Genomic DNA, 21,894 nt, shown 5'->3' on the forward strand with positions numbered 1-21,894 from the left:
TAGCAATTGTATTCAGCTTTTTTTGTTATATATCTTATATTTGCCTACCTTATAGCTGTAATTTGACCCCTAACAAATTGAAAGCGATTCCATTAGTATGGAATTAAGTTACTAATCATTACTAAAGGGAGGTTCAAACAGATGAATAAATTCACGAAAGCTACTTTAGCCGCCATGATGTCTGCATTAATGCTAATTGGCTGTAGCAATCAAGGAGTTACCAATAACGGAGATAGCTCAGGGGAGAAAGTGACATTAACGGTTTGGCATAACTGGACAGGTCAGGATGCTAAGTCTATAACAATGAGGAAATTGTTAGAGGATTTCCAAACAGCTCACCCTGAGGTCACCCTAGAAGACGAAGGACTTCCAACTGATGGATTAAAAACACGGCTTAGAACTGTGGCAGCAGCGGATGAGATGCCTGATTTATTCGTGATGTGGCCCGACGCAATGACGAAGGAATTCCAAAAAGGTAATCTTCTACAACCTATTAACGAATTTCTAGACAGTAAACCAGAATGGAAAAATAATTTCATTCCGAATGCGCTTGATGGATATACGATAGATAATAATATTTATTCTGTTCCCATGAATTTAGCGCCGAGCTCTTTTCTTTATTATAATAAATCTTTGTTTGATCAATATAATGTTTCCGTCCCTAAGACATGGGATGAGTTGCTAACAGCGATTGATATATTCAACAAGAATGATATCATTCCTATTGCCTTAGGGAATAAGACGAATTGGGTGGCACAATCAACCATCTTTAGTACGATAGGAGATCGTGTAACCGGAACGGAATGGTTCTTAAAAGCTGTTAATCAGGATGGTGCCAAGTTTACAGATCCTGAATTCGTCAAGGCTTTAACGGTTCTACAGGACTTAGGTAAAGCCAATGCATTTCAGGATGGATTTAATGGTATTGATGAAACTCAGATGATGCAGCTCTACTTCCAAGGTAAATCAGCTATGGTTATTAATGGCGGATGGGCACTTGCTAACTTAGTGAGTAATGCGCCTAAGGAAGTGCTAGACAACACACATATTACCATTATTCCGTCTATAGATGGGGGCAAGGGTGATGCAAGTTTTACTGCAGGTGTTGTGGGAACTGGACTTGGAGTGAGTAAGAAATTAACGGGAGTTAAGAAGGAAGCTGCTATGGAGTTGTTATATGCACTATCCGGTCCAGAGGGACAACAGGCAACATTGGATAGCAGCACGTTGGTAAGCTATAACATTGAACTAGACCCAAGTAAAGCCAATCCTCTATTCGTAGAACTATATGAATTAATGAAGAATGTAAAGATCAGCCCTGTATATGATTCGAAATTAAGTTCTGCTGCGGTTGAAGTCACGAATAATGGCCTACAGGAATTACTGAACGGAGGCAATCCAGAAGATATAGCTAAGAAAATACAGGATGCCCAAGTCAAGGCTCTTGGCAAATAGATATCTTAATATCATAACCAACCCTCCCTGTTGGGAGGGTTCACCTTTATTATAAGGGAAGTGAAACTTGGATGAGTACACTCCGGAATCGACGCTTTATTATAATCGGTCTACTGCCAGCTCTTCTGATTTATGCACTATTTGTATTTGTACCTGTTATTTGGTCGAGCTACTATGGCTTTTTCAGTTGGTCAGGAATGGGTGCGTCTACCTTTATTGGTCTAGAAAATTATGTGGAAATTATACAAGACCCTATATTTTGGCGTGCGCTAAAGAATAATTTGATCTTTGTTGGAGCAGCCGTTCTTGGTCAGGTACCACTCGCACTTATATTAGCTATTCTTTTGAGTAAAAATAATGGCCTACAACGTTTCTTACGCTCGGCTATCTTCTTACCCATGGTACTATCTACCGTTGTTATTGGAATCATATGGCAGTATATATATCACCCACAAATTGGTATTCTCAATTTTTTCTTAGACTTTATAGGTTTGGAGAGCTGGAAACTACAATGGTTATCTGACGATAAGATCGCTATCTTCTCACTAATCCCTCCGTTGATTTGGAGTTTCGTAGGATTGTATCTCATTATCTTTATGTCCGCTCTACAGAATATTCCTGGAGAAATTCATGATGCAGCTCAGCTCGACGGTGCAACTGGATTAAGAAAATTAGTATCGATTTCCCTTCCCATGATTTGGGGGACGGTACAAGTTGCTCTTATTCTTTGCATTTCAGGTAGTCTGAAATCATTCGACCTCGTTTATATCATGACTAAAGGTGGACCTGCACATGCTACGGAACTCCTTGCCACATACATGTATAATTCAACATTCACCTCTTACCGTTATGGATTTGGTAGTGCAATCTCAACGACGATTGTGTTAATAAGTCTTATATTAATTGGGACTAGTCAATGGATTACCAGTAGAAAGTCCAAACAGTAGGTTGGAGAGGAGGAGTTCATCATGAACATAAATATAATGAAAAAGGGATTGTTTTGGACGATACTAACGGGATATGGTATTTTTACCTTATACCCATTCTTCTGGCTCATCATCAGTGGCTTTAAGAACAATGAGGATTTCTATAGCCATCCCTTCGGACTGCCGGAGACCTGGCACTTTGATAACTTCACTCGCGCTTGGGAAAGTTCCAAACTGGGAACAGCCTTTTTTAACTCGACCATAGTATCCGTGGGGTCATTAATCATGACGTTATTTATCGCGTCTTTGGCATCTTTTATACTGGCAAGATTTCAATTCAGATTCAAAGGTTGGATTATGACGTTCTTCGTGGTAGGGATGTTGATACCTATTCACAGTACATTGGTTCCACTGTTTATTCTAATGAAACAAATGTCATTACTGAATACGTATTGGGCTCTTATATTACCATACACAGCGTTTGCCCTTCCAACGGCGATATTCGTACTCACAGCTTACCTAACAACGATCCCTAAAGAGATTGAAGAGGCTGCCTTTATTGACGGCACAAGCTTATGGGGATTGTTCACCAAGATCATTCTACCGATTTCTGTCCCCGCCTTGTCTACGGTTACGATCTTAAGCTTTCTACATTCGTGGAATGATTTCTCTTTCGCATTAGTTCTCATTAATAAAACGAGTTTGAAAACACTCCCTCTGGGCATAGCAAATTTTGCCGATGGGTATCAAACGGATTATGGTCTCACGCTTGCTGCAATGACCATCTCTGTGATTCCAACTATACTCATTTATCTAATATTTCAGGATCAAGTGATGAAGGGGATGACGGCAGGAGCGGTTAAAGGTTAGTTGGTGTAACGAAGAGAATCTATCATAGATGTGAAACGAGGATGGAGGAACAAGTACGGTGAATACATGGATACAGGCTTCTCTGCGACGCAAACTGTTTATTTTAATGCTCGTTTCTATCTTGGTTCCTCTGTTATTTCTAGGTGGATTTTCTTATGTTATTTCATTACGAATTACGGAGGACAAATCGAAGCTTGCAGGAATTGACATGCTAAGTCAGATGGATGGGAATCTACAATTTATAATACAAGATGTCGAGAATATCTCCCTATTCCTCATCGGTGACCGTGAAATACAACAGTGGCTTGGTTCTGCGGATGACAACAATAGTAAAATACCGAATATCGTAGGTATGCTCACTAATCTAGCGAGTTCCAAGCCTTATCTATCAGATATCACCATTTATCCTTTTAATGGTATATCAGAGATATCAACTACGTCGTTGTATGAATCTGATTTATCAAGTCAATTAAATATTGAGGAAGTGAAAGAGAAGAAATGGACGGGAGTATATTCTGTTCGGGATTATGCAGGAACTAACAATATTATTACGTTCATAAGGCCTTTACGGAGTATACATGACTATAAACCACTAGGCTGGTTAGCTATCAGTTTAGATGAGAAAGTGATATCAGAATATTGGTCGCAGCCACAGCTTGGGGATGGACAAGGGCAAGTTGCATTAGTGAACGATCAGGGTGAAATCCTGTCTGCTACGAATAAAAGCTGGCTGTCCATGCCGATGGATACCGTATATCCAGGAATGATACAGGAATTAAGTGAAACCAAGTTCGGGAATAACACCTATGGTGAAGGACATGCGAAACAAACGATTCTACACTATCGTCAGCAAGAATTAGGTTGGATGTTAATCGGCACGATTCCGTATGATTTATACAGCTCACAGAATCGTTATATCTGGCAGCTTACCCTTGTTGCGGTTGCACTCTCTGTAGTTATCAGTGCGGGTTTAATTTTGTTTGTCGTTCAGCGAGTGACCAATCCACTTAGAGTACTCACGAGATTGTTAACTAGGATTGATCCAGAGCGTCCGCTACCTATATTTCCAAGTAGTTCGAATGACGAGATTGGTATGCTTGGTAAAAGCTACAATATGCTAGGCAAACAAATCGCTATCTTAAAGGAACAGTTGATCCGGGATGAGGTTCGGAAGAAAGAGGCCGATATCCGGGCATTGCAAGCACAGATTAATCCACATTTCTTATATAATACATTATCTTCTATCCACTGGATCGCACTCATGGATGATGATAAGCGTATTGCCAATATGGTTCAAGCCTTAAGTGATTTTCTGCGTATCAGCCTAAATAGAGGGAAAGATTACTATCCAGTTCATCAGGAGTTAGCACATATTAGAAGTTATGCACAAATACAATCTATTCGATTTCCCGATCAATTTGATGTCGATTTTATTATTGATACTGAATTGAATGATAAGTTGATGCTGAAACTTCTTATACAGCCATTAGTAGAGAATGCGATGATTCATGGAATTCAGAAGATAGATGGGAAGGGTACGATTACGATATTTCTAGAGAGAAAAGAGAATTTATTGATTTTCCTCATACTTGATAATGGAATCGGAATGACAGTAGAGCGACTAGATAAAGTGAAAAGTGATCTTACAAGTACAGAAGATATATCGCTTGAAGGAAGCTTGGGATATGGTTTACGTAATGTGAATGAACGTCTTATTCTCCATTATGGATCCGCTTCACAGCTGAATATCCAAAGTGAGTTAAATAAGGGAACTCGTATAGCCTTCTCCATTCCCATCAAGGAGGGATAACATGAGAATATTGATTGTTGATGACGAAGTCATTATTAGAAAAGGGATAGCAAAAGTGATTAATTGGACTGAATTAGGTTTAGAGCTGCTTGATCCTGCAGCATCTGCTGAAGAAGCGTTAGAGAGAATCCACCAAGAGAAACCACATATTCTCTTGACCGATATTAGAATGACTGGGAAAAGTGGACTACAGCTTGCAGAGGAAGTGAAATTGATTCTTCCTGAAATAGAGATCATTATTTTATCTGGGTATGATGATTTCGTCTATACACAGCAAGCTATTCGCCAGAATATCAGTGATTACATTCTCAAGACAAGTCGCCCAGAAGAGATTATTGATACCGTTCTAAAAGCGAAGCAACGGGTCGAGGATCGCTGGGCTACTAATAGCCAAGAAGTTATTACCAAGTCGGAAGAGAATAACCGAATGTTTCAGCGTTGGGTCATTGATGGGGAAACAATTCAGAGCAGTACATATAATCAGAAAGTCCTTCTACGCCATTTATATGATTGTAACGAGAATGAGAACGCTAATATGCAAGTTGTAATCATTGAGGCAGAAGGCTGGAACCACGCTGAAGATAGTAACTCATTACTTATCTATGCCGTACAAAATATTTTGCATGAGTTATTAATGTGTGTCACTTTGATTCAGAAGAACCGTATCGTTGTCATCGCTCATACCCATCGGTGGAGTAGTGATTTCCAACATGATTCATTCATCTGTCACAAAATCGAGCGATTGCTAAAATGCACGCTTTATGTGGCCGTAGGGGTATCTGTGAAATCCTTAGAAGAGCTTCATGATTCCTATATAACTGCTGATTATACCATTGGGTATCAATCATTTATGCCTAAGAAAATATGGAGTTATGATGAAATTAAGCACCGCGTAGGTGGTAAGAGCATTTGTACGAGAGAAGAGGAACAAAGTCTATCTACGATCCTTCTAGAGAATGACGTGGTTGGTCTGAAGAATTGGACTCAGCAGTATTTGCAGGAATTGATCAATGACCCACAAATGACCGTTGAATCATTAGCTGCTTCTTTACAATCGGTCACGATATTATCACAACGCTGGTTAGATCGATTATTAAAGATCACGGGACGTGAGGATATACTAAAGGACTATTTAGTAGAGCTGCAATCCAATATGGCGACTGTTTCTAAAGATGAACTATTTCAACAACTGTATAGAGTCATGAGAATATATCATACTTATATTGCTGAAGGTCAAGCCGTACATATCAACAAAGCTAGAGCCTTCATTGAGGTACATCTAGAGAATGATGTCAGTCTTAATCGAGTAGCGAAACATGTTCATGTACATCCGAATTATTTAAGTGATGTATTTAAGAAGGAGACTGGTATTACCTTTGGAGAGTTCGTAACTCGAATCAAAATACAACGAGCTATGGAAATTATTTCGGGTTCACCTGTAAAAATCAGTGAAGTAGCAGCACAAGTTGGGTATGGCGATGTTAAATATTTCAGTAAATTATTTAAAAAACATACGGGTACAACGCCCAGTGAATTTCGCTCCAATACAACTCCCGATTCTCTAAATCATGGATGCATATCGCGATCTCTGTGATAGGTACGGAGGGTCGCATTCATGTACCAGATCTTATCTAATCATCACATTGATTTCCGTTATACCCGTGTTATCGAATGGTGGAATGGACTTCCCTTCAGATGCTTGAAGCAGCCGCTCTACAATAAGCGTCCCCCATTCCTGTTCATTCTGGGACAGAGAGGATGTGATTTGGCCATTATGAATAGCTTCTATAATATTAGGTGTCATTCCGAATGTGAAGGCATATCGATCAAGACCTTTCGCTTTCCATACGAATATGGAAGCGGAAGCGGAAATGAAATCGAGGCCCACAAAAGCGTCGAAGTGAGGATGGTTATCAATCATTAACTCAAGATCGGCCGTGGCAGTTGCTGATTTGCCTTCGTTATAACGTACATTGAGAACCTGAATTTCCGTATGTTCATTTAAGTAAGTTAATAATCCATCCAACCGCTCGCTTAAGCTGTTCATCTCAGACATACCTGTCTCGACCAATATCATTCCTTTATTGTTCAATAAAGAACTGATAATAACCCCCATTTGCTTACCAGAATAATAGTTATCCGAACCGATATATGCGAGGCGTTTGCTTCCAGGAGAATCCGATTCGAAACAGATGACAGGGATTCCTGAGTCCACGGCCTTGTTAATCATTGGAATAAGAGCAACAGAATCGATGGGATCGATGGCGATCCCATCGACCTTCTGCCGAATCAAAGTATCCATCATGCGAATTTGTTGCTCTGAACTGGTTTCGTCAGGTGCTTTTACAATCAGGCGAACACCATGTTCATTCGCGGTATCTTCTGCAATTTGTGTAATCATTCCATAATAGGAATGTGCCATAGGATAAATGATACCGAACGTCTTCGTCTTTGATACAATCTCACGGTTCTTAGACGTAGAAATTGGACTGTCTGGAGTGGATGAATCTCCTTTGAAGTTAATGACAATAAGAAGCGAGCATAATGCTAGAAAGCACAGTATCGTGGTGATCATCGTAGTCGTTTTTAGCATGCTATGATCCTTCCGTTCCGGAATCCTGGATAGAGAATGTGTCATTCCGTCGAAATTCCTTGGTGGTCATTCCCGTTGATTTCTTGAATAGGTTAGAGAAATAATGAGCATCATGATAACCGACTTGATAGGCAATTTCATAAGATTTGGCATGGGTTGACCTCAAGAGCTCCATCGCTTTACGAATACGAATATATGTTACATATTCTATAAATGTCTGGCCGGTTTCCTGGCTAAATATTTTACTAAGATGGCTCGGGCTTACACAGACAGATTCGGCCGCATCTAGAAGCGATAATTGATTGTTATGGTAATGGCAACGTATATATTCTTTCACTTGTTCTAGCATTCCCGTATATTTATCGGCAGCATCTCTACGCTTTAACCAGTATTGTTCAGCAAGATTTGCTAGGTAGACGAAGGCCTTTTCCCAGTCATTGACGGTTTCTATTTGTTTCTGCAGCTTACCCTGTACTTCGGTGACTTCGGTCGAATTTCGAAATGTCCCTTTTACACTTTGGAATACTTTGTAGGTAAGATCGTTCAGAATATAGTAGCCGTAAAAAGATGAATTCCAATTTAATCGTTTCAAGCCAGCAGCAAATTGTTCGATGAACGTCTTCATGTCGGCCTGCGATCCGAATTTCAGAAACTCGATGAACACATGATGATCTAATGAAATCGTATGATCTGGGGAGTCTCCGTTCATAGTACCGAAATTATGTCGATTCTGCTTGGTAAGTCGACGCCAATGCTTATCTTCTTCCGCTTCTAGGTAGGAATCGTGAATACCCTGTAACCGATCTTGAATGTTACCGATACCAAAGGATACCACGATCGGAAGGTTTACCTCATCAAGATGACCATAATCCTCCTGAATAGAATAGATCGCAAGCTGAAGTTGTTCTTCGGTGTTTCCTTGTAGCACCCACACCTTTTCTGTACGTATCCGTTTAAATGCTAGAAATTCAACTTGTTTCTTTAAGTCGAACTCAAGCTTTGCCTCAATCTGTGCTAGAAGGGATGTATCCATGGCTAAGTCGTCTTCGCGGCTGCGAAAATGAGTAATCATGATGGTATAATATTTAGCTATAAGTTGAAGGGAGAGTAATGAAGCTACATGGATGGCTTCAGCCGTTGTTATGAAGCCACTACACAGATCAGCAAGTAGCATATCCTGTGTGCGCAGCGTCTGATTAGTGATCATTTGTGTAAGTTTATTAATCCGTTCTTTCTCCTGACGTTCTGAATCAATCTTCTCACTGATCTGGTGTAGTTGTTGGATAATATCAGCGGCACTAACGGGCTTCATACAATACTCATCGACACCGATTCGAAGCGCAGATCGAGCATATTCGAACTCGTCATGTCCACTAAGAATAATAATTTTAATGTCAGGCATCACTTTACGAACGATAGAACTGAGTTCCAAACCGTTCATGAAAGGCATCTTAATATCGGTAATGAGGATGTCAGGCATCCACTGCTCAATAAGGGGTAAGGCTATCTCGCCATCCGAGGCATCACCGCAGTATTCAAAGCCTTCTTGTTCCCAATGAATGCAGTCGCGTATACTTTCTCGGAACAATATTTCATCGTCTACTAGCATAACTCTCTTCATGGATTTTCCCTCCGTTCTATCGGAATACATAAGGATACATATGTCCCCAGAAGCTCTACACTTTCTATGGCCACTCCGTAGTTACTCCCATAATATAGCCGGACCCTCTGATGTACGTTATATAGACCGAATCCGATGATTCCGTCCTCTTCTGTTAGTTCTTGTGAGGATGATGTGTTTAGTCTTTTACGAATCTGTTCCATACGTACGGGGGTGATTCCGATTCCATCATCTTCTACTACTAACTTGAAGTTCCCATCGATTTCTTTCTGTGCGCTGATCCGAATGAGTCCCTTTCTTCTTTTGTTCTTAATGCCGTGATAAAGTGCATTCTCCACAATAGGCTGGAGTGTCATTTTTAGAATAGGTGTATCCAATAAAGAGGGATGAACGTCAATTTCGTATTGCAATATATCTCGATAACGCATTTGCTGAATAATTAAATAACTTTGGACATGTTCAAGTTCATCTTTTAAAGGAATCCAGTCACGGCCCTTGCTTAGGCTTATGCGGAAAAAACGCGAGAGAGCTTGAACAAGCTGTATGACTTGGTCATTCTTATTGGCTTCTGCCATCCATACAATCGAATCCAATGTATTGTACAGGAAATGTGGGTTAATCTGAGCTTGCAACGTTCGCAGTTCTGCTTTTTGAATTTGCTCTTGTTCGTTGATACTTTGTTCGAGCAGCATTTTGATTTGTTCCAACATCGTGTTGAAGCTTCTACCTAGATCAGCAATTTCATCTTGACCTGATGTCTTTACTTTTGCTTCGAGAAAACCTGATGCTGCTTGGCGCATTTGCTTCTTCAATAATTGGACAGGTCGAATCAGCCATTTGGTCATAAAGAAATATAGTGTCATCGTAAATAGAATGCTCAGTGCAACACTGATAATAATGACTTGCCTGATCTCGTTGGCTTCCTCAACAATCTCCTGCAACGGCGCAGAGCCAACGATGATCCAATTCGTCTCCTTAGAAGTGGTATATACAATGAATTGGGGTTTGCCATGGGAGGCTTCCACAAAGCTACCTCTTTGGTTAATGAACTGATGTTGTAGCTCTGTTTGCTGAAGTTGAGATGCCTGAATCTGATTGTCTGACTGTGAAGGCACAAAAATAGGCTTACCTTTCTCATCAATAACGTGGAAGAATCCCGTTTGTCCAATCTTGGTATTGTCTATGAATTGCTCGACGATGGAATCGTCTAGGTCAATGACAATAAACCCGATGACCTCGTGTGTGATTTGCTGTTTGACCGCTGCCATAATGGAAATGACGTTGGTTTGCTTGTATTGAAATCCGTCTAACCTATCTAGCGGATCAGCATTAGTAGGGGTAATATTCAGCGCTTGATCGGGATGGTTAAGTAGTTCGGTGAAATGAGAGTTACGGAGCGGGTTAACGTCAAGTTGGAATACACCGATCTGCTCACTAATCCCTTTCCCATACAAATTCACCATGGAGATGTTGAGAACACTTTCGTACTTATAGGTTTCTCTGTACAAATCAAAGGTGGTTAATATTTCTTTGGCATCCTCATAAGTCTCACTTTGAGAATACAAGAAATGATGAACTGTCGGATTATTACTCAATTCGAGTAACTCTCCAACGTCTTGGAATAGAATGTCGATATCTCGGCCTAGCTGATCAGCAACCATCAACGTTGCTGTCTTACTGTGGCTGCTAACCGTATTGAACGACTTCTGATAGGAAACCGATCCAACTGCGATCAAAGGTATGGAAGTTAGAATGACGAATAGGGTCAGCAGTTTAGCGCGTACGCTTGAATTAATCCATTGCAATAATCTCATATGGGTCATGTAACCCTTCTATAAATAATGTAAGCGATTCCAGTGTTCGAGAATTATCATATCAAAAAATCGACTCATTTTCTATGGATATAAAGAAAGACCATAAAATCACAATTTTCAAACAAATAATCAAACAAACATAAATGAATATAAGAAAAATAAACAAAAAAACATAAGAAATACCTAAGGACCTCCGTATAATCAAGAAATGAAAGCGCTATATAATGAGAACACGCCAATGATTGGTGATGACAAGGGGAGGTATGAAATAAATGAGAAAAGCAAAAAAGATAGGGGCATTTACAGTATTCATGTCATTGATGTTATTGGTAGCTGCTTGTGGTGGGACTAATGATGCTGCAAATAACGGCAAAACGAATCAACCTGCTAAGACGACAACGGTGACGGATGCAGCAGTCAAAGATACATCTTCAGATAAGAAGATTGTAATGGGTTTCTCGCAAGTAGGGGCAGAAAGCGGCTGGCGTACGGCGAATACGACTTCCATACAGGAATCTGCTAAAGAAGCAGGTATTGATCTCAAGTTCTCTGATGCACAACAGAAGCAAGAAAACCAAATCAAAGCGATACGCTCCTTTATTCAACAAAAGGTGGATGTGATTGGTTTCTCTCCGGTAGTTGAGTCCGGTTGGGATACGGTTCTGAAAGAAGCCAAAGACGCAGGGATTCCGGTCATTCTGACGGACCGTTCTGTCGATTCAACGGATACCTCACTTTATGTAACGTTTCTAGGCTCCGACTTCGTGCTCGAAGGGGAAAAGGCAGGTGCATGGCTTGCGGATCAATATAAGGACGCTACTGAACAAGTGAATATTGTTGAGTTACAAGGAACAACAGGATCTGCTCCGGCGATCGACCGCAAAGAGGGATTTGAGAATAAAATCAAAGATAATGCAAATCTGAAGATCATTGCTTCTCAAACAGGAGATTTTACCCGTGCAAAAGGAAAAGAAGTCATGCAAGCATTCTTGAAAGCGAATAAGGATATCGACGTGCTTTACGCTCATAACGATGATATGGCTTTAGGAGCAATCCAGGCTATTGAAGCTGCTGGTCTGAAACCAGGTGAAGATATTATCATCATCACGGTTGACGGAATTAAAGATGGCTTCCAAGCTGCAAGCGAGGGCAAGATTAACTTTATCGTGGAATGTAATCCATTGTTTGGTGGGCAATTAATGCAAGCTGCTAAAGATGTTGTCGCTGGGAAAGAGGTACCGAAACGAACAGTAGTAGAAGAGGGCACATTTACAATCGATCAAGCGAAAGAAGCACTTCCTAACCGTATGTATTAACTTGTTACAATAGTTGGAATGATAGACCACTTCATCGTCAAAGGTCCTTTGGCCGAAGTGGTCTTAAACAACAGAGTGGATAGGAGAGAGGATTATGGAGCAGCAACGACCTATTGTACAAATGACTGATATTCATAAACAGTTTCCCGGAGTAAAAGCACTCTCTGGCATTAACTTTCGATTATTTCCTGGAGAAGTTCATGCGTTAATGGGAGAGAATGGGGCTGGAAAGTCAACTCTTATCAAAGTATTAACTGGGGTCTATGCGATTGATCAAGGTACGGTCGATTTAGAAGGTAGGACAGTATCTATTCAAAACCCACAACATGCTGTGGAAATTGGCATAAGTACCGTATATCAAGAAATCAATTTATGTCCGAATCTGTCGGTTGCGGAGAATATCTTTATCGGTCGCGAGCCTCGTCGCTACGGTCGGATCTTATGGAAAGAAATTAACCGAAGAGCTACACAATTACTCAAAGAGCGATTGCAGTTAAATATTGATGTAACCAAGCCTTTGCAAAGCTATTCAGTGGCGATACAGCAACTTGTTGCGATAGCGCGTGCCTTGGATGTTTCGGCTAAAGTTCTTATTCTGGATGAACCAACGTCCAGCTTGGATCAGAATGAAGTGAAGCAATTATTCCAGATTATGAACCAATTAAAGAATGAAGGACTAGCCATCCTATTCGTTACTCACTTCTTAGAACAAGTATATGAAATGTCAGATCGTATAACCATTCTCCGTAATGGAGAATTTGTTGGGGAATATGTAACCAAAGATCTCCCTCGAATAGAATTAGTATCCAAGATGATAGGTAAGGAACTGCATATGCTTGAAGATCTTCCGAAGACGAAAGAAGGCCGAGAGGGAATAGATGAAGTATTAATGGAGGCATCTGGGCTTGGAAGAAAGGGATACATCGAGCCATTCTCCTTACGTATCGGACAGGGAGAAGTCGTCGGACTTGCAGGACTTCTCGGTTCTGGAAGAACAGAGCTAGCACGACTATTATTCGGAGCTGATCGTGCCGATCAGGGGAATCTTAAGTTCGGTGATAGCGGGGGGACCGTACATTCTCCTAAGCAGGCGATTGAACAAGGCGTCGCCTTCTGCTCTGAGAATCGAAAAACGGAAGGCATTATTGAGAATTTAACGATTCGAGAGAATATCATTCTTGCTCTTCAGGCTAACCTTGGTTTGTTTCGAACCATTCCCGTCAAGAAGCAAGAAGAGATTGTAGAGGAATATATTAAGAAGCTCAACATCAGTCCCCCGAATCCAGAGCATCTAGTCAAAAACTTAAGTGGTGGCAACCAACAGAAGGTTATTCTAGCCCGGTGGTTATTAATGCAGCCCAAGTTACTCATCTTAGATGAGCCTACGCGAGGGATTGATGTGGGGACGAAAGCAGAAATTCAGAAATTGGTTATTACCTTATCGCGCGAACAAAAAATGTCTTTCATATTTATTTCCTCCGAATTAGAAGAAGTCGTTCGTGTTAGTGATCGCATCGCAGTTCTCCGGGATCGCAACTTAGTACAAGAAATGAAGGGCGATGAAATAAGCCAACACTATGTATTACAGGCAATTGCGGGAGGTCATTCAACCGATGTCTAGATTAATGAAGCATCATATATTCTGGCCAATAACGATGTTGGCGGCACTTTTATTATTTAATTTATTCTATTCTCCTGATTTTTTCTCAATTCAGGTACGTAATGGCCATCTGTATGGAAGTCTGATCGATATATTGAATTTTGGTGCACCCCTCATTGTGGTGGCTATCGGAATGACTCTAGTCATTGCGACCAAAGGAGTAGATCTATCCGTTGGTTCCCTTGTTGCAATTACAGGGGCATTAGCTTGTTTGACGATCAGTAGAGGTAGTGATCAGAATACATTTACCTTAGTAATGCTTGCAATAGTAATTTCGCTTGTTTTGGCTTTGGTATTGGGAATATGGAATGGATTATTAGTGTCTTTGGGAGGAATTCAACCCATTATCGCAACACTTATATTAATGGTGGCTGGGCGTGGAATTTCCCAACTGATCACGAGTGGTCAGATTATTACCGTTTCAAGTCCCAAATTTAATTATATCGGTGCAGGATCATTTGTGGGATTGCCTTTCTCTATTTTTATCGTAATGGCTATATTTATCATTGCATTGTTGCTGACACGTAAATCGGCGTTGGGCTTGTTTATCGAATCCGTTGGTACCAATCCTGAAGCGAGTCGTCTTGCAGGAATTCGATCCAAGGTAATACTAATTTCGGTATATGCATTTTGTGGCGTATGTGCGGGGATCGCGGGTCTAATTCTTAGCTCCAATGTCTCAAGTGCGGATGGGAACAATGCGGGATTATGGATTGAGCTTGATGCTATTCTCGCTGTCGTTATTGGAGGGACATCCATGAACGGAGGTAGATTCTATTTATCGGGGACGCTAGTGGGTGCACTTATTATTCAGACATTAACGACAACGATCTACATGATTGGTGTTCCACCAGAAATAACGTTGGTTGTTAAGGCGTTTGTAGTCTTAATCGTATGTTTGATCCAGTCTGAGACGTTCCGGAGGATTATATTTGAGAGATGGAAATCTCGTAAGTATACGAGTAAGGCAGGTGTAACACGACATGGCTAAAAAACAATATCTACCTATTATTGTGACAATATCTCTATTTATTGTTATGTTCGCACTAGGATCCTTTCGATATACTGGCTTCTTCTCCGTACAGGTGCTGTTGAATCTATTGATAGATAACGCCTTTCTTTTGATTGTAGCTATCGGAATGACTTTCGTCATCGTTTCCGGTGGTATCGACTTATCCGTGGGGTCAATGATAGCCCTGACCACAATGATCTCCGCAAGTCTTATTCAGAACTTAGGCTGGCCACCATTTATTGTGATTCCGTTGGTGCTGATGATAGGTGCCACTATTGGTTGTGCGATGGGGGCTATTATTCATTATTTCAATATTCAGCCGTTTATCGTAACGTTAGCGGGCATGTTCTTAGCAAGAGGCCTTTGTTATGTGATTAGTATTAATACGATTACGATTAATGATGCCTTCTATACCCGTATGGCACAGACCAAGATCCATCTACCGGGTGGTAACTTCATCTCCATTAGTGTACTTATTGCCCTGATTGCTATTGCGCTTGCTATCTATCTGGCGCATCACACTCGCTTCGGTCGTAATGTTTATGCATTGGGTGGTAGTGAACAATCTGCTGTATTGATGGGACTACCAGTAGCACGTACTAAAATTCTTGTCTATACGTTAAGTGGCTTTTGTTCCGCGCTATCCGGTGTGGTATTTACATTCTATATGCTGTCTGGTTATGGGCTACATGCTAATGGGCTAGAATTGGATGCCATCGCAGCAGTCGTGATTGGAGGAACTCTACTTACTGGGGGCGTTGGATATATTGTAGGTAGTTTCTTCGGAGTTATGATTCAAGGGGTTATTCAAACGATTATCAGCTTTGAAGGAACCTTAAGTTCTTGGTGGACAAAGATTGTGATTGGACTATTATTGTTCAGCTTCATTGTGTTTCAAAGACTACTTACTTCTAGGCGATCGTCCGGGAGAGGATAACAAGCTAGATGAAAGTGATACCATCCTCCTCAAAGGACGGTATCACTTTTTCGTAGAAATAGGGGTGCTTCCATTTTGAAGCGGGATATGTCAAACTTTTAATAGGAATACAACTAGAGTTTAAGATGACTATGATCCCTAAATCTGCTTATGGAAAGGGAATATGATGAATAGAAGGTTAGTACTCATGATGTGTATGATTGTATTGTTCAGCTTTTCGTTCATAGGCTGCGAGTCTGTTCAGACAGCGGAGACTCCTGTCACCCCCTCAGATACGAGGAATTCGGAGATATCCCTGCAGGACAATGAATCCGTTGAAGTGATGGAGTCATTATATTCATCTGAGCCGATTAGGCTTGGATTCTCTCAGTTGGGTTCAGAAAGCGATTGGCGCAGAGCGAACACGAACTCGGTGAAGGAATCGGCAAAGGAAGCTGGGATTACACTATTATTCGAGAATGCGGAGCAATCCCAGGAGAAGCAATTTGAAGCGATCCGTTCTTTTATTCAACAAAAGGTGGATGTCATTGCGATTGCACCCGTCGTACAATCCGGATGGGAGCCCATTCTTCTAGAAGTGAAGCAAGCTGGAATACCTGTGATCATAGCGGATCGTTCCGTTAATGTGAGTGATTCATCGCTTTATGTGACGTTCATTGGTTCTGACTTTTATGATGAAGGTCGTAAGGCAGGGAAATACCTATTGGATAAAATGAGGGATACTCCTGGACCTATCGGTATCGTAGAACTACAAGGAACAATGGACTCTACTCCAACGATTGAGCGAAAGGATGGTTTCCGAGAGATCATTACTTCTCGATCCGATTTTAAGATATTGAAGAGTGAATCAGCCAACTTCACCCTTGAAGAGGGAAAAGAAGTGATGCAGTCAATCATAGAAGAACAAGGTAAAGATATCGATGTGTTGTTCTCACATAATGACGATATGGCGCTAGGTGCGATTGAAGCTATTGAGGCGGCTGGTTTGCGTCCGGGTATAGATATTGTCATCATATCTGTGGATGGAACACGCAAGTCTTTTGAAATGATGGTCGAAGGGAAGATCAATGCTGTTGTTGAATGTAACCCGCTATTAGGAATGAATCTGATGCAGGCTGTTCAAGAGATCATCGGGGGCAAAAACCTACCGAAACGTATAGTACTTCCAGAGAGTATTTATACTCAGGCTGTTGCGGAACGAGAAGTGAATAATAGAAAGTACTAATATAAGGTCCTCCGCCCAGTTATGGGAATGGAGGATTTTTACCTGCATTAGATCTAGATGATAAGAAGAAATTATTTGAATCCTATGTCGTGCAAGGGATAGTACCTAGAATCTCTCTTAACGAAATTGTAGAACAAAAAGAAGTAAATAAAGAAGAATATACATTTGAAGTTAATTTTCTAAATGAAGATGGTTCAGCATTTGTAATCAGGGAAGCTGATTCGATTCGAGATAAAGAGTTTACTTATACCGTGAAAAAATCGACGGAAAGTTTAGAGTAATGGAACTTCCCCTTTACCAACTCTAAATAGAGTAAGTTAGATATGATCTTATTAAATCTCCCTTAGCAGGAGTTTTTTTAACATAATAAATTCGATCCATATTCCATGTAACATCATAAATTCCGGATGTCATTCAGTGGAATAGGCATAGAGTGGTGATGTTAGAGTGACGAACATTGCTTCGCGCATGAAGGTAGTGAGGATGAGGCTAGAATAGATGTGTAAAGTACAATTAAATAGCAGGAAAAGTAGGGGAAGAGAGAATTAGTTGTACAAACTACAGTTAAAAATGGCGATAACGCTGAAAAGTGGAATTTCCAGTAAATTAGATGTACTCCATGCAACTAAAGTTAGCTTCAGAGGGATTGGGTTGAATTTAGATGTACTTATTGCACCTAATAGTGAATGGCGAGGTCGGTTCTACTTGATAAAAGGAATTTGACAATCATTACTGAAACAATTATAGTTACAGTATAGCTTTCAAAAAGTTATTAAATAGATATTATTCTTAAACTAACTTAAATGGTGGTGATTTGTAATGAATATTGAAATAGGTGATTGGGTCAAGGGAAATACAAATCATGGTGAATTAATACATGGTTTTATCGATTCAATAAATTTGTTAGCTGGCACTATGGGAATACATGTGATTGCCTCGGATCACGAAACGGTGATTGGGACAACTATTGATGTACTTAATCAAGGGGTGAAAAAGCTCCCAGAGAGTTCATTAGATAATATTGAGCAATTAAAGAATCTAATCGATATCGCTTTATTGACTAAAGATGAACAATGGTTCATGGAATTAACCGATCAATTAAATGCTATTCATCACGGTTCCAATTCACATATAGAGGATTATTTGATTACAGATAAGAAGAGCAATCGATTAGGAATATTGTAAAGGGCACATGATGGGGCCAATGGATACCGGTATTTCGGCATAGCCACCCTTGCACATTCAGATTGTGAGATTGGTTCATCTGTGTTAATATGGAAATAACTATAATGATCGGAGGGTTCTCGAAGAGATGAATGATACAATCCGCTTTCAACCTTTGTACCACTAATTGAATAGTGCAAAGGCTCTGCTACTGTGCAGGGCGAACGGGATTGGTCTGTGTATATTTCTAGAGAACTCCATTTATTGCGAATAATCGCATCAATAAAGAGGAGGGCGACCCCGCCCTCTTTTTGTTGTATTTATGGATAACCACCCAATAATCATCCATACCATGACTTATTAGGTCGAAGGATCTTTCATTTTTGTGTATACATAAATATGAAAGGTCACCCTTTTGGTAAAGATGGATATATCCCGTTCGCTTAACCACAGGAGATTAGCCTGAGGTTTTTTTATTATGAAGGTAAAGGAGATTAAACTATATGGAAGAATTGCAACAGCGAGCAATCCTAGTAGGTGTCAATGTGAAGCATCAAGAGGATTTCGAATACTCTATGGAGGAATTAGGGAATTTAGCTTCAGCTTGTCATGTCGGAGTAGTAGGGGAGCTAACACAAAATTTAGAGAGAGTGAATAAAACTCACTATATTGGAAGAGGTAAAGTGGAGGATGTCAGGGCGTTGTATGAGGAGCAGGAGGCGAACATGGTTATTTTTAATGATGAATTGTCTCCCTCGCAAATTCGTAATCTAGAAGCAGACTTACAGTGCAAGGTGATTGACCGGACGATTCTAATCTTAGATATATTTGAGAAGCGGGCAAAGACAAGGGAAGCCCAACTTCAGGTAGAAGTAGCCCAACTGCAGTATATGCTACCTAGATTAATCGGTTTGCGTGAATCATTGGGTCGGCAAGGTGGAGGTGTTGGGACCAAGAATAAAGGTGTTGGAGAAACGAAACTTGAGCTAGATCGCCGTAGAATCGAGGATAAGATCAGTGCATTGAACAAAGAACTGGAAACACTCGTATCTCAACGCCAAACCCAACGCAAGCAGCGCCAAAAGAATAAGCTTCCAGTCGTATCACTAGTTGGCTACACAAACGCAGGGAAATCAACGATTATGAACGCCTTGGTAGAGTCATTCAGTCCATCTGGTAACAAGCTAGTGTTTGAGAAAGATATGTTGTTCGCAACACTGGAAACTTCGGTTCGTAATATACATCTCGAAGATAACAAGTCCTTTCTACTGACAGACACGGTTGGATTTGTAAGTAAACTACCTCATCATCTCATCAAGGCCTTTCGATCTACGCTTGAAGAAGTGGCTGAAGCTGATTTGTTGATTCATGTGATTGATTATTCTAACGATAAGTATGAGAAATTGATGAATATTACAAACCATACATTAGAAGAGATCGGAATTACAAATATTGAAACGATCCTTGCTTATAATAAATGTGATGTGGTGGATTGTGAAGTTCCACTAGTGGAAGGGGATAGTGTTTACCTTGCGGCGAAGCAAAGAGTGGGTATAACCGAACTCGTTGACTTGATTAGGGCACATATATTTAAAGATTATATGCAATGTGTGATGCTGATTCCTTTTGAACAAGGGCAAGTGGTCTCCTATTTAAATGAACATGCGAATATAATCTCTACTGAGTATGATCATGTGGGTACACGATTAACACTAGAGTGTAGAGCGATGGATGTTGAGAAGTATCGTGAGTATGTCGTTTGAAATGTAAGATTGAAGTGATTTACTGAAACAAATCATTGACTAATTTCATTTGGAGTCCTTTAATAGAAGATATAGCATTTAATAAAATGAATATGGATCTTCGGGGTAGGTGAAATTCCTAACCGGCGGTGAGAGTTCTTATTTTATAGTGCGAGTTCAAAAGGTGACTTTTTGAACAACCTCTATATATGAGCTTCTAGCCCGCGACTCGTCATCATGAAGATGGTGGCGACTGACTTGGTGTGAATCCAAGGCCGACGGTAAAGTCCGGATGGAAGAAGATCAAAGCACATGCATGGCGTGGATTTTTTGTTGCGCACAAGCTTATTTGATCAGCCCCCGTAAATGTCGATAACTATCGAATGCGGGGGTTTTCTATTGTAAGACCCCATATTCAGAACAAGGGGATAGAGAGAGTGGACAATGTAGTGGAGAGTGTAAGGCCTGTTGTGGCGGTTAGAGAAAAGCCTTCAAAGAGTGGGTTTTGGCTAGTAGTATTGGGAGCGGCCCTATGGGGAGTAGATCCTTTATTTCGAATTATTTTATTAGATTCACTTACTTCAACCCAGATTGTATTGCTTGAGCATATTATTATTGTTCTATTTGTTGCTCCGGTGCTATGGAGAAATCGCGATGAACTTCATGGATTGCGACTGCGGCATGTCGGTGCATTGCTCTTTATCTCTTGGGGCGGATCAGCGCTAGCGACGATTCTGTTTACGATAGGATTGTCTAGTGGGAATATAAACGTCGTGTTGTTACTTCAGAAGCTTCAACCGCTGTTTGCAATTATTTTGGCAAGATTACTATTGAAAGAACGACTACCAAAGCATTTCTCGATTCTATTCTCGCTAGCTTTAATAGGTACGTATTTACTCACATTCGGATTTGCGATACCTGTGGGGAAATGGAATGACTTTGTTCAACTGGGTAGTTTATTAGCTCTTGGAGCTGCGGCTCTATGGGGAGGATCAACTGTTATGGGGCGTTTAATGGTTGGTCAGATGAAGTATGAGACCGTGACTTCCTTAAGATTTATTCTGGCATTACCATTGCTACTCTTTATAACTTGGGGTGAAGGTGGAGTGTGGAGTTTACCAATCGGGACGACTGCTATGGTATTGGTCTCTGTGAATCTATTGGGCCAAGCTCTATTACCTGGTTTGCTCAGTCTTTTGGTTTATTATAAGGGGTTAACGACTACGAAAGCATCGGTTGCGACATTGGCAGAGTTGAGTTTCCCAATGGTAGGGGTGCTGATTAATTGGATCGTATTCCGAGAGGCGATCACGCAAGCACAACTTATTGGTTTTATTCTGATTTGGGCGGCTCTGTTTGCAATCTCTAGACAAGATGAAGAGATACTGCCTGTTTAATGACTAAACTATATCCCTTTGCAACCATTAGAATCGATGGGGCGAAGGGATTATATATATTTATATTGAACTTATTAATTGTAAAAAATTATGACTTGCGTTGATAGGGAATGGCATGTTATATTATAAATCCGGTCAGCGAGAAAATAAAAAATGTCTAAACAAAGGCATTAAAAAAAGACTTGCATTATAAAACTGGATGCGATATGATATAAAAGTTGTCACCGAGACACACTGGTGAATAACGAAAGAGAAATTGATCTTTGAAAACTGAACAACGAGTGAGTGGTTTTCACGAAAGTGAGAACAAAACAAATGAGAAATCATTTGGATTGAGAATGTAATATTCTCG

Annotated in this window: 18 protein-coding genes and 1 riboswitch; of the genes, 15 read left to right on the plus strand and 3 right to left on the minus strand. The window is 40.5% G+C overall.

Going from position 1 to position 21,894, the window contains the following annotated elements:
* Nucleotides 1–189 precede the first annotated feature (189 nt).
* From AC1TO9_RS18170 to AC1TO9_RS18190, 5 genes are all read left to right on the plus strand, one after another.
* Complete coding sequence (locus AC1TO9_RS18170; protein WP_482056816.1) at nt 190–1,455, plus strand: extracellular solute-binding protein; 1,266 nt, start codon at nt 190–192, stop codon at nt 1,453–1,455.
* Between the two features lie 71 nt (nt 1,456–1,526).
* Nucleotides 1,527–2,402, plus strand: coding sequence for a carbohydrate ABC transporter permease (locus AC1TO9_RS18175; RefSeq protein WP_482060080.1), 876 nt, complete (start codon nt 1,527–1,529; stop codon nt 2,400–2,402).
* A gap of 21 nt (nt 2,403–2,423) precedes the next feature.
* Complete coding sequence (locus AC1TO9_RS18180) at nt 2,424–3,251, plus strand: carbohydrate ABC transporter permease (protein WP_482056685.1); 828 nt, start codon at nt 2,424–2,426, stop codon at nt 3,249–3,251.
* Between the two features lie 58 nt (nt 3,252–3,309).
* Nucleotides 3,310–5,061, plus strand: a complete 1,752-nt coding sequence (locus tag AC1TO9_RS18185) for a sensor histidine kinase (RefSeq protein ID WP_482060081.1) — start codon at nt 3,310–3,312, stop codon at nt 5,059–5,061.
* A 1-nt stretch (nt 5,062) separates the two neighbouring features.
* On the plus strand, nt 5,063–6,655 hold the full coding sequence (locus AC1TO9_RS18190) for an AraC family transcriptional regulator (protein ID WP_482060082.1): 1,593 nt from the start codon (nt 5,063–5,065) through the stop codon (nt 6,653–6,655).
* Nucleotides 6,656–6,688: 33 nt separating this feature from the next.
* On the opposite strand, the gene AC1TO9_RS18195 is transcribed toward AC1TO9_RS18190, so the two are convergent.
* The 3 genes from AC1TO9_RS18195 to AC1TO9_RS18205 are packed head-to-tail and all read right to left on the minus strand — an operon-like array spanning nt 6,689 to nt 11,098.
* On the minus strand, nt 6,689–7,654 hold the full coding sequence (locus tag AC1TO9_RS18195) for a sugar ABC transporter substrate-binding protein (protein WP_482056682.1): 966 nt from the start codon (nt 7,652–7,654) through the stop codon (nt 6,689–6,691).
* 1 nt (nt 7,655) lies between these two features.
* Nucleotides 7,656–9,275 carry a response regulator gene (locus AC1TO9_RS18200; RefSeq protein WP_482060083.1) on the minus strand — a complete coding sequence of 540 codons (1,620 nt, stop codon included), beginning with the start codon at nt 9,273–9,275 and terminating at the stop codon, nt 7,656–7,658.
* Complete coding sequence (locus AC1TO9_RS18205) at nt 9,272–11,098, minus strand: histidine kinase (RefSeq protein WP_482060084.1); 1,827 nt, start codon at nt 11,096–11,098, stop codon at nt 9,272–9,274. The genes AC1TO9_RS18200 and AC1TO9_RS18205 overlap by 4 nt, the downstream gene beginning before the upstream one ends.
* A gap of 263 nt (nt 11,099–11,361) precedes the next feature.
* Between AC1TO9_RS18205 and AC1TO9_RS18210 the strand changes: the two genes are divergently transcribed.
* The 10 genes from AC1TO9_RS18210 to AC1TO9_RS18255 all read left to right on the plus strand — a co-directional run bounded on the left by AC1TO9_RS18210 (nt 11,362) and on the right by AC1TO9_RS18255 (nt 21,542).
* Nucleotides 11,362–12,405, plus strand: coding sequence for an ABC transporter substrate-binding protein (locus AC1TO9_RS18210; protein ID WP_482056679.1), 1,044 nt, complete (start codon nt 11,362–11,364; stop codon nt 12,403–12,405).
* Between the two features lie 94 nt (nt 12,406–12,499).
* Complete coding sequence (locus tag AC1TO9_RS18215; protein WP_482060085.1) at nt 12,500–14,026, plus strand: sugar ABC transporter ATP-binding protein; 1,527 nt, start codon at nt 12,500–12,502, stop codon at nt 14,024–14,026.
* Nucleotides 14,019–15,056, plus strand: coding sequence for an ABC transporter permease (locus tag AC1TO9_RS18220; protein ID WP_482056677.1), 1,038 nt, complete (start codon nt 14,019–14,021; stop codon nt 15,054–15,056). The genes AC1TO9_RS18215 and AC1TO9_RS18220 overlap by 8 nt, the downstream gene beginning before the upstream one ends.
* Entirely contained in the window at nt 15,049–16,014 is a 966-nt protein-coding gene (gene yjfF, locus AC1TO9_RS18225) for a galactofuranose ABC transporter, permease protein YjfF (protein ID WP_482056676.1), read from the plus strand. The genes AC1TO9_RS18220 and yjfF overlap by 8 nt, the downstream gene beginning before the upstream one ends.
* Before the next feature lie 187 nt (nt 16,015–16,201).
* Complete coding sequence (locus AC1TO9_RS18230; protein ID WP_482060086.1) at nt 16,202–17,239, plus strand: ABC transporter substrate-binding protein; 1,038 nt, start codon at nt 16,202–16,204, stop codon at nt 17,237–17,239.
* A gap of 89 nt (nt 17,240–17,328) precedes the next feature.
* Nucleotides 17,329–17,520 carry a hypothetical protein gene (locus AC1TO9_RS18235; RefSeq protein WP_482060087.1) on the plus strand — a complete coding sequence of 64 codons (192 nt, stop codon included), beginning with the start codon at nt 17,329–17,331 and terminating at the stop codon, nt 17,518–17,520.
* A 289-nt stretch (nt 17,521–17,809) separates the two neighbouring features.
* Nucleotides 17,810–17,962, plus strand: coding sequence for a hypothetical protein (locus AC1TO9_RS18240; protein ID WP_482056673.1), 153 nt, complete (start codon nt 17,810–17,812; stop codon nt 17,960–17,962).
* A 96-nt stretch (nt 17,963–18,058) separates the two neighbouring features.
* A complete protein-coding gene (locus AC1TO9_RS18245) occupies nt 18,059–18,424 on the plus strand; it encodes an IDEAL domain-containing protein (protein WP_482060088.1) in 366 nt (121 codons plus the stop codon).
* Between the two features lie 482 nt (nt 18,425–18,906).
* Nucleotides 18,907–20,166, plus strand: coding sequence for a GTPase HflX (hflX, locus tag AC1TO9_RS18250; RefSeq protein ID WP_482060089.1), 1,260 nt, complete (start codon nt 18,907–18,909; stop codon nt 20,164–20,166).
* Nucleotides 20,167–20,258: 92 nt separating this feature from the next.
* A riboswitch (FMN riboswitch) is annotated at nt 20,259–20,453 on the plus strand.
* Nucleotides 20,454–20,582: 129 nt separating this feature from the next.
* Nucleotides 20,583–21,542, plus strand: a complete 960-nt coding sequence (locus AC1TO9_RS18255) for a DMT family transporter (RefSeq protein ID WP_482060090.1) — start codon at nt 20,583–20,585, stop codon at nt 21,540–21,542.
* Nucleotides 21,543–21,894 lie beyond the last annotated feature (352 nt).

Source organism: Paenibacillus sp. Y916, from assembly GCF_056786435.1.

Excerpts from the sequence above, each read along its gene's own strand:
- AC1TO9_RS18170 (WP_482056816.1), top strand. The coding sequence starts at position 190 with ATGCTAATTGGCTGTAGCAATCAAGGAGTTACCAATAACGGAGATAGC.
- yjfF (WP_482056676.1), top strand. The coding sequence starts at position 15,049 with ATGGCTAAAAAACAATATCTACCTATTATTGTGACAATATCTCTATTT.
- AC1TO9_RS18175 (WP_482060080.1), top strand. The coding sequence starts at position 1,527 with ATGAGTACACTCCGGAATCGACGCTTTATTATAATCGGTCTACTGCCA.
- AC1TO9_RS18220 (WP_482056677.1), top strand. The coding sequence starts at position 14,019 with ATGTCTAGATTAATGAAGCATCATATATTCTGGCCAATAACGATGTTG.
- AC1TO9_RS18230 (WP_482060086.1), top strand. The coding sequence starts at position 16,202 with ATGATGTGTATGATTGTATTGTTCAGCTTTTCGTTCATAGGCTGCGAG.
- hflX (WP_482060089.1), top strand. The coding sequence starts at position 18,907 with ATGGAAGAATTGCAACAGCGAGCAATCCTAGTAGGTGTCAATGTGAAG.
- AC1TO9_RS18200 (WP_482060083.1), bottom strand. The coding sequence starts at position 9,275 with ATGAAGAGAGTTATGCTAGTAGACGATGAAATATTGTTCCGAGAAAGT.
- AC1TO9_RS18190 (WP_482060082.1), top strand. The coding sequence starts at position 5,063 with ATGAGAATATTGATTGTTGATGACGAAGTCATTATTAGAAAAGGGATA.
- AC1TO9_RS18195 (WP_482056682.1), bottom strand. The coding sequence starts at position 7,654 with ATGCTAAAAACGACTACGATGATCACCACGATACTGTGCTTTCTAGCA.
- AC1TO9_RS18240 (WP_482056673.1), top strand. The coding sequence starts at position 17,810 with ATGGCGATAACGCTGAAAAGTGGAATTTCCAGTAAATTAGATGTACTC.
- AC1TO9_RS18245 (WP_482060088.1), top strand. The coding sequence starts at position 18,059 with ATGAATATTGAAATAGGTGATTGGGTCAAGGGAAATACAAATCATGGT.
- AC1TO9_RS18180 (WP_482056685.1), top strand. The coding sequence starts at position 2,424 with ATGAACATAAATATAATGAAAAAGGGATTGTTTTGGACGATACTAACG.
- AC1TO9_RS18215 (WP_482060085.1), top strand. The coding sequence starts at position 12,500 with ATGGAGCAGCAACGACCTATTGTACAAATGACTGATATTCATAAACAG.
- AC1TO9_RS18205 (WP_482060084.1), bottom strand. The coding sequence starts at position 11,098 with ATGACCCATATGAGATTATTGCAATGGATTAATTCAAGCGTACGCGCT.
- AC1TO9_RS18210 (WP_482056679.1), top strand. The coding sequence starts at position 11,362 with ATGAGAAAAGCAAAAAAGATAGGGGCATTTACAGTATTCATGTCATTG.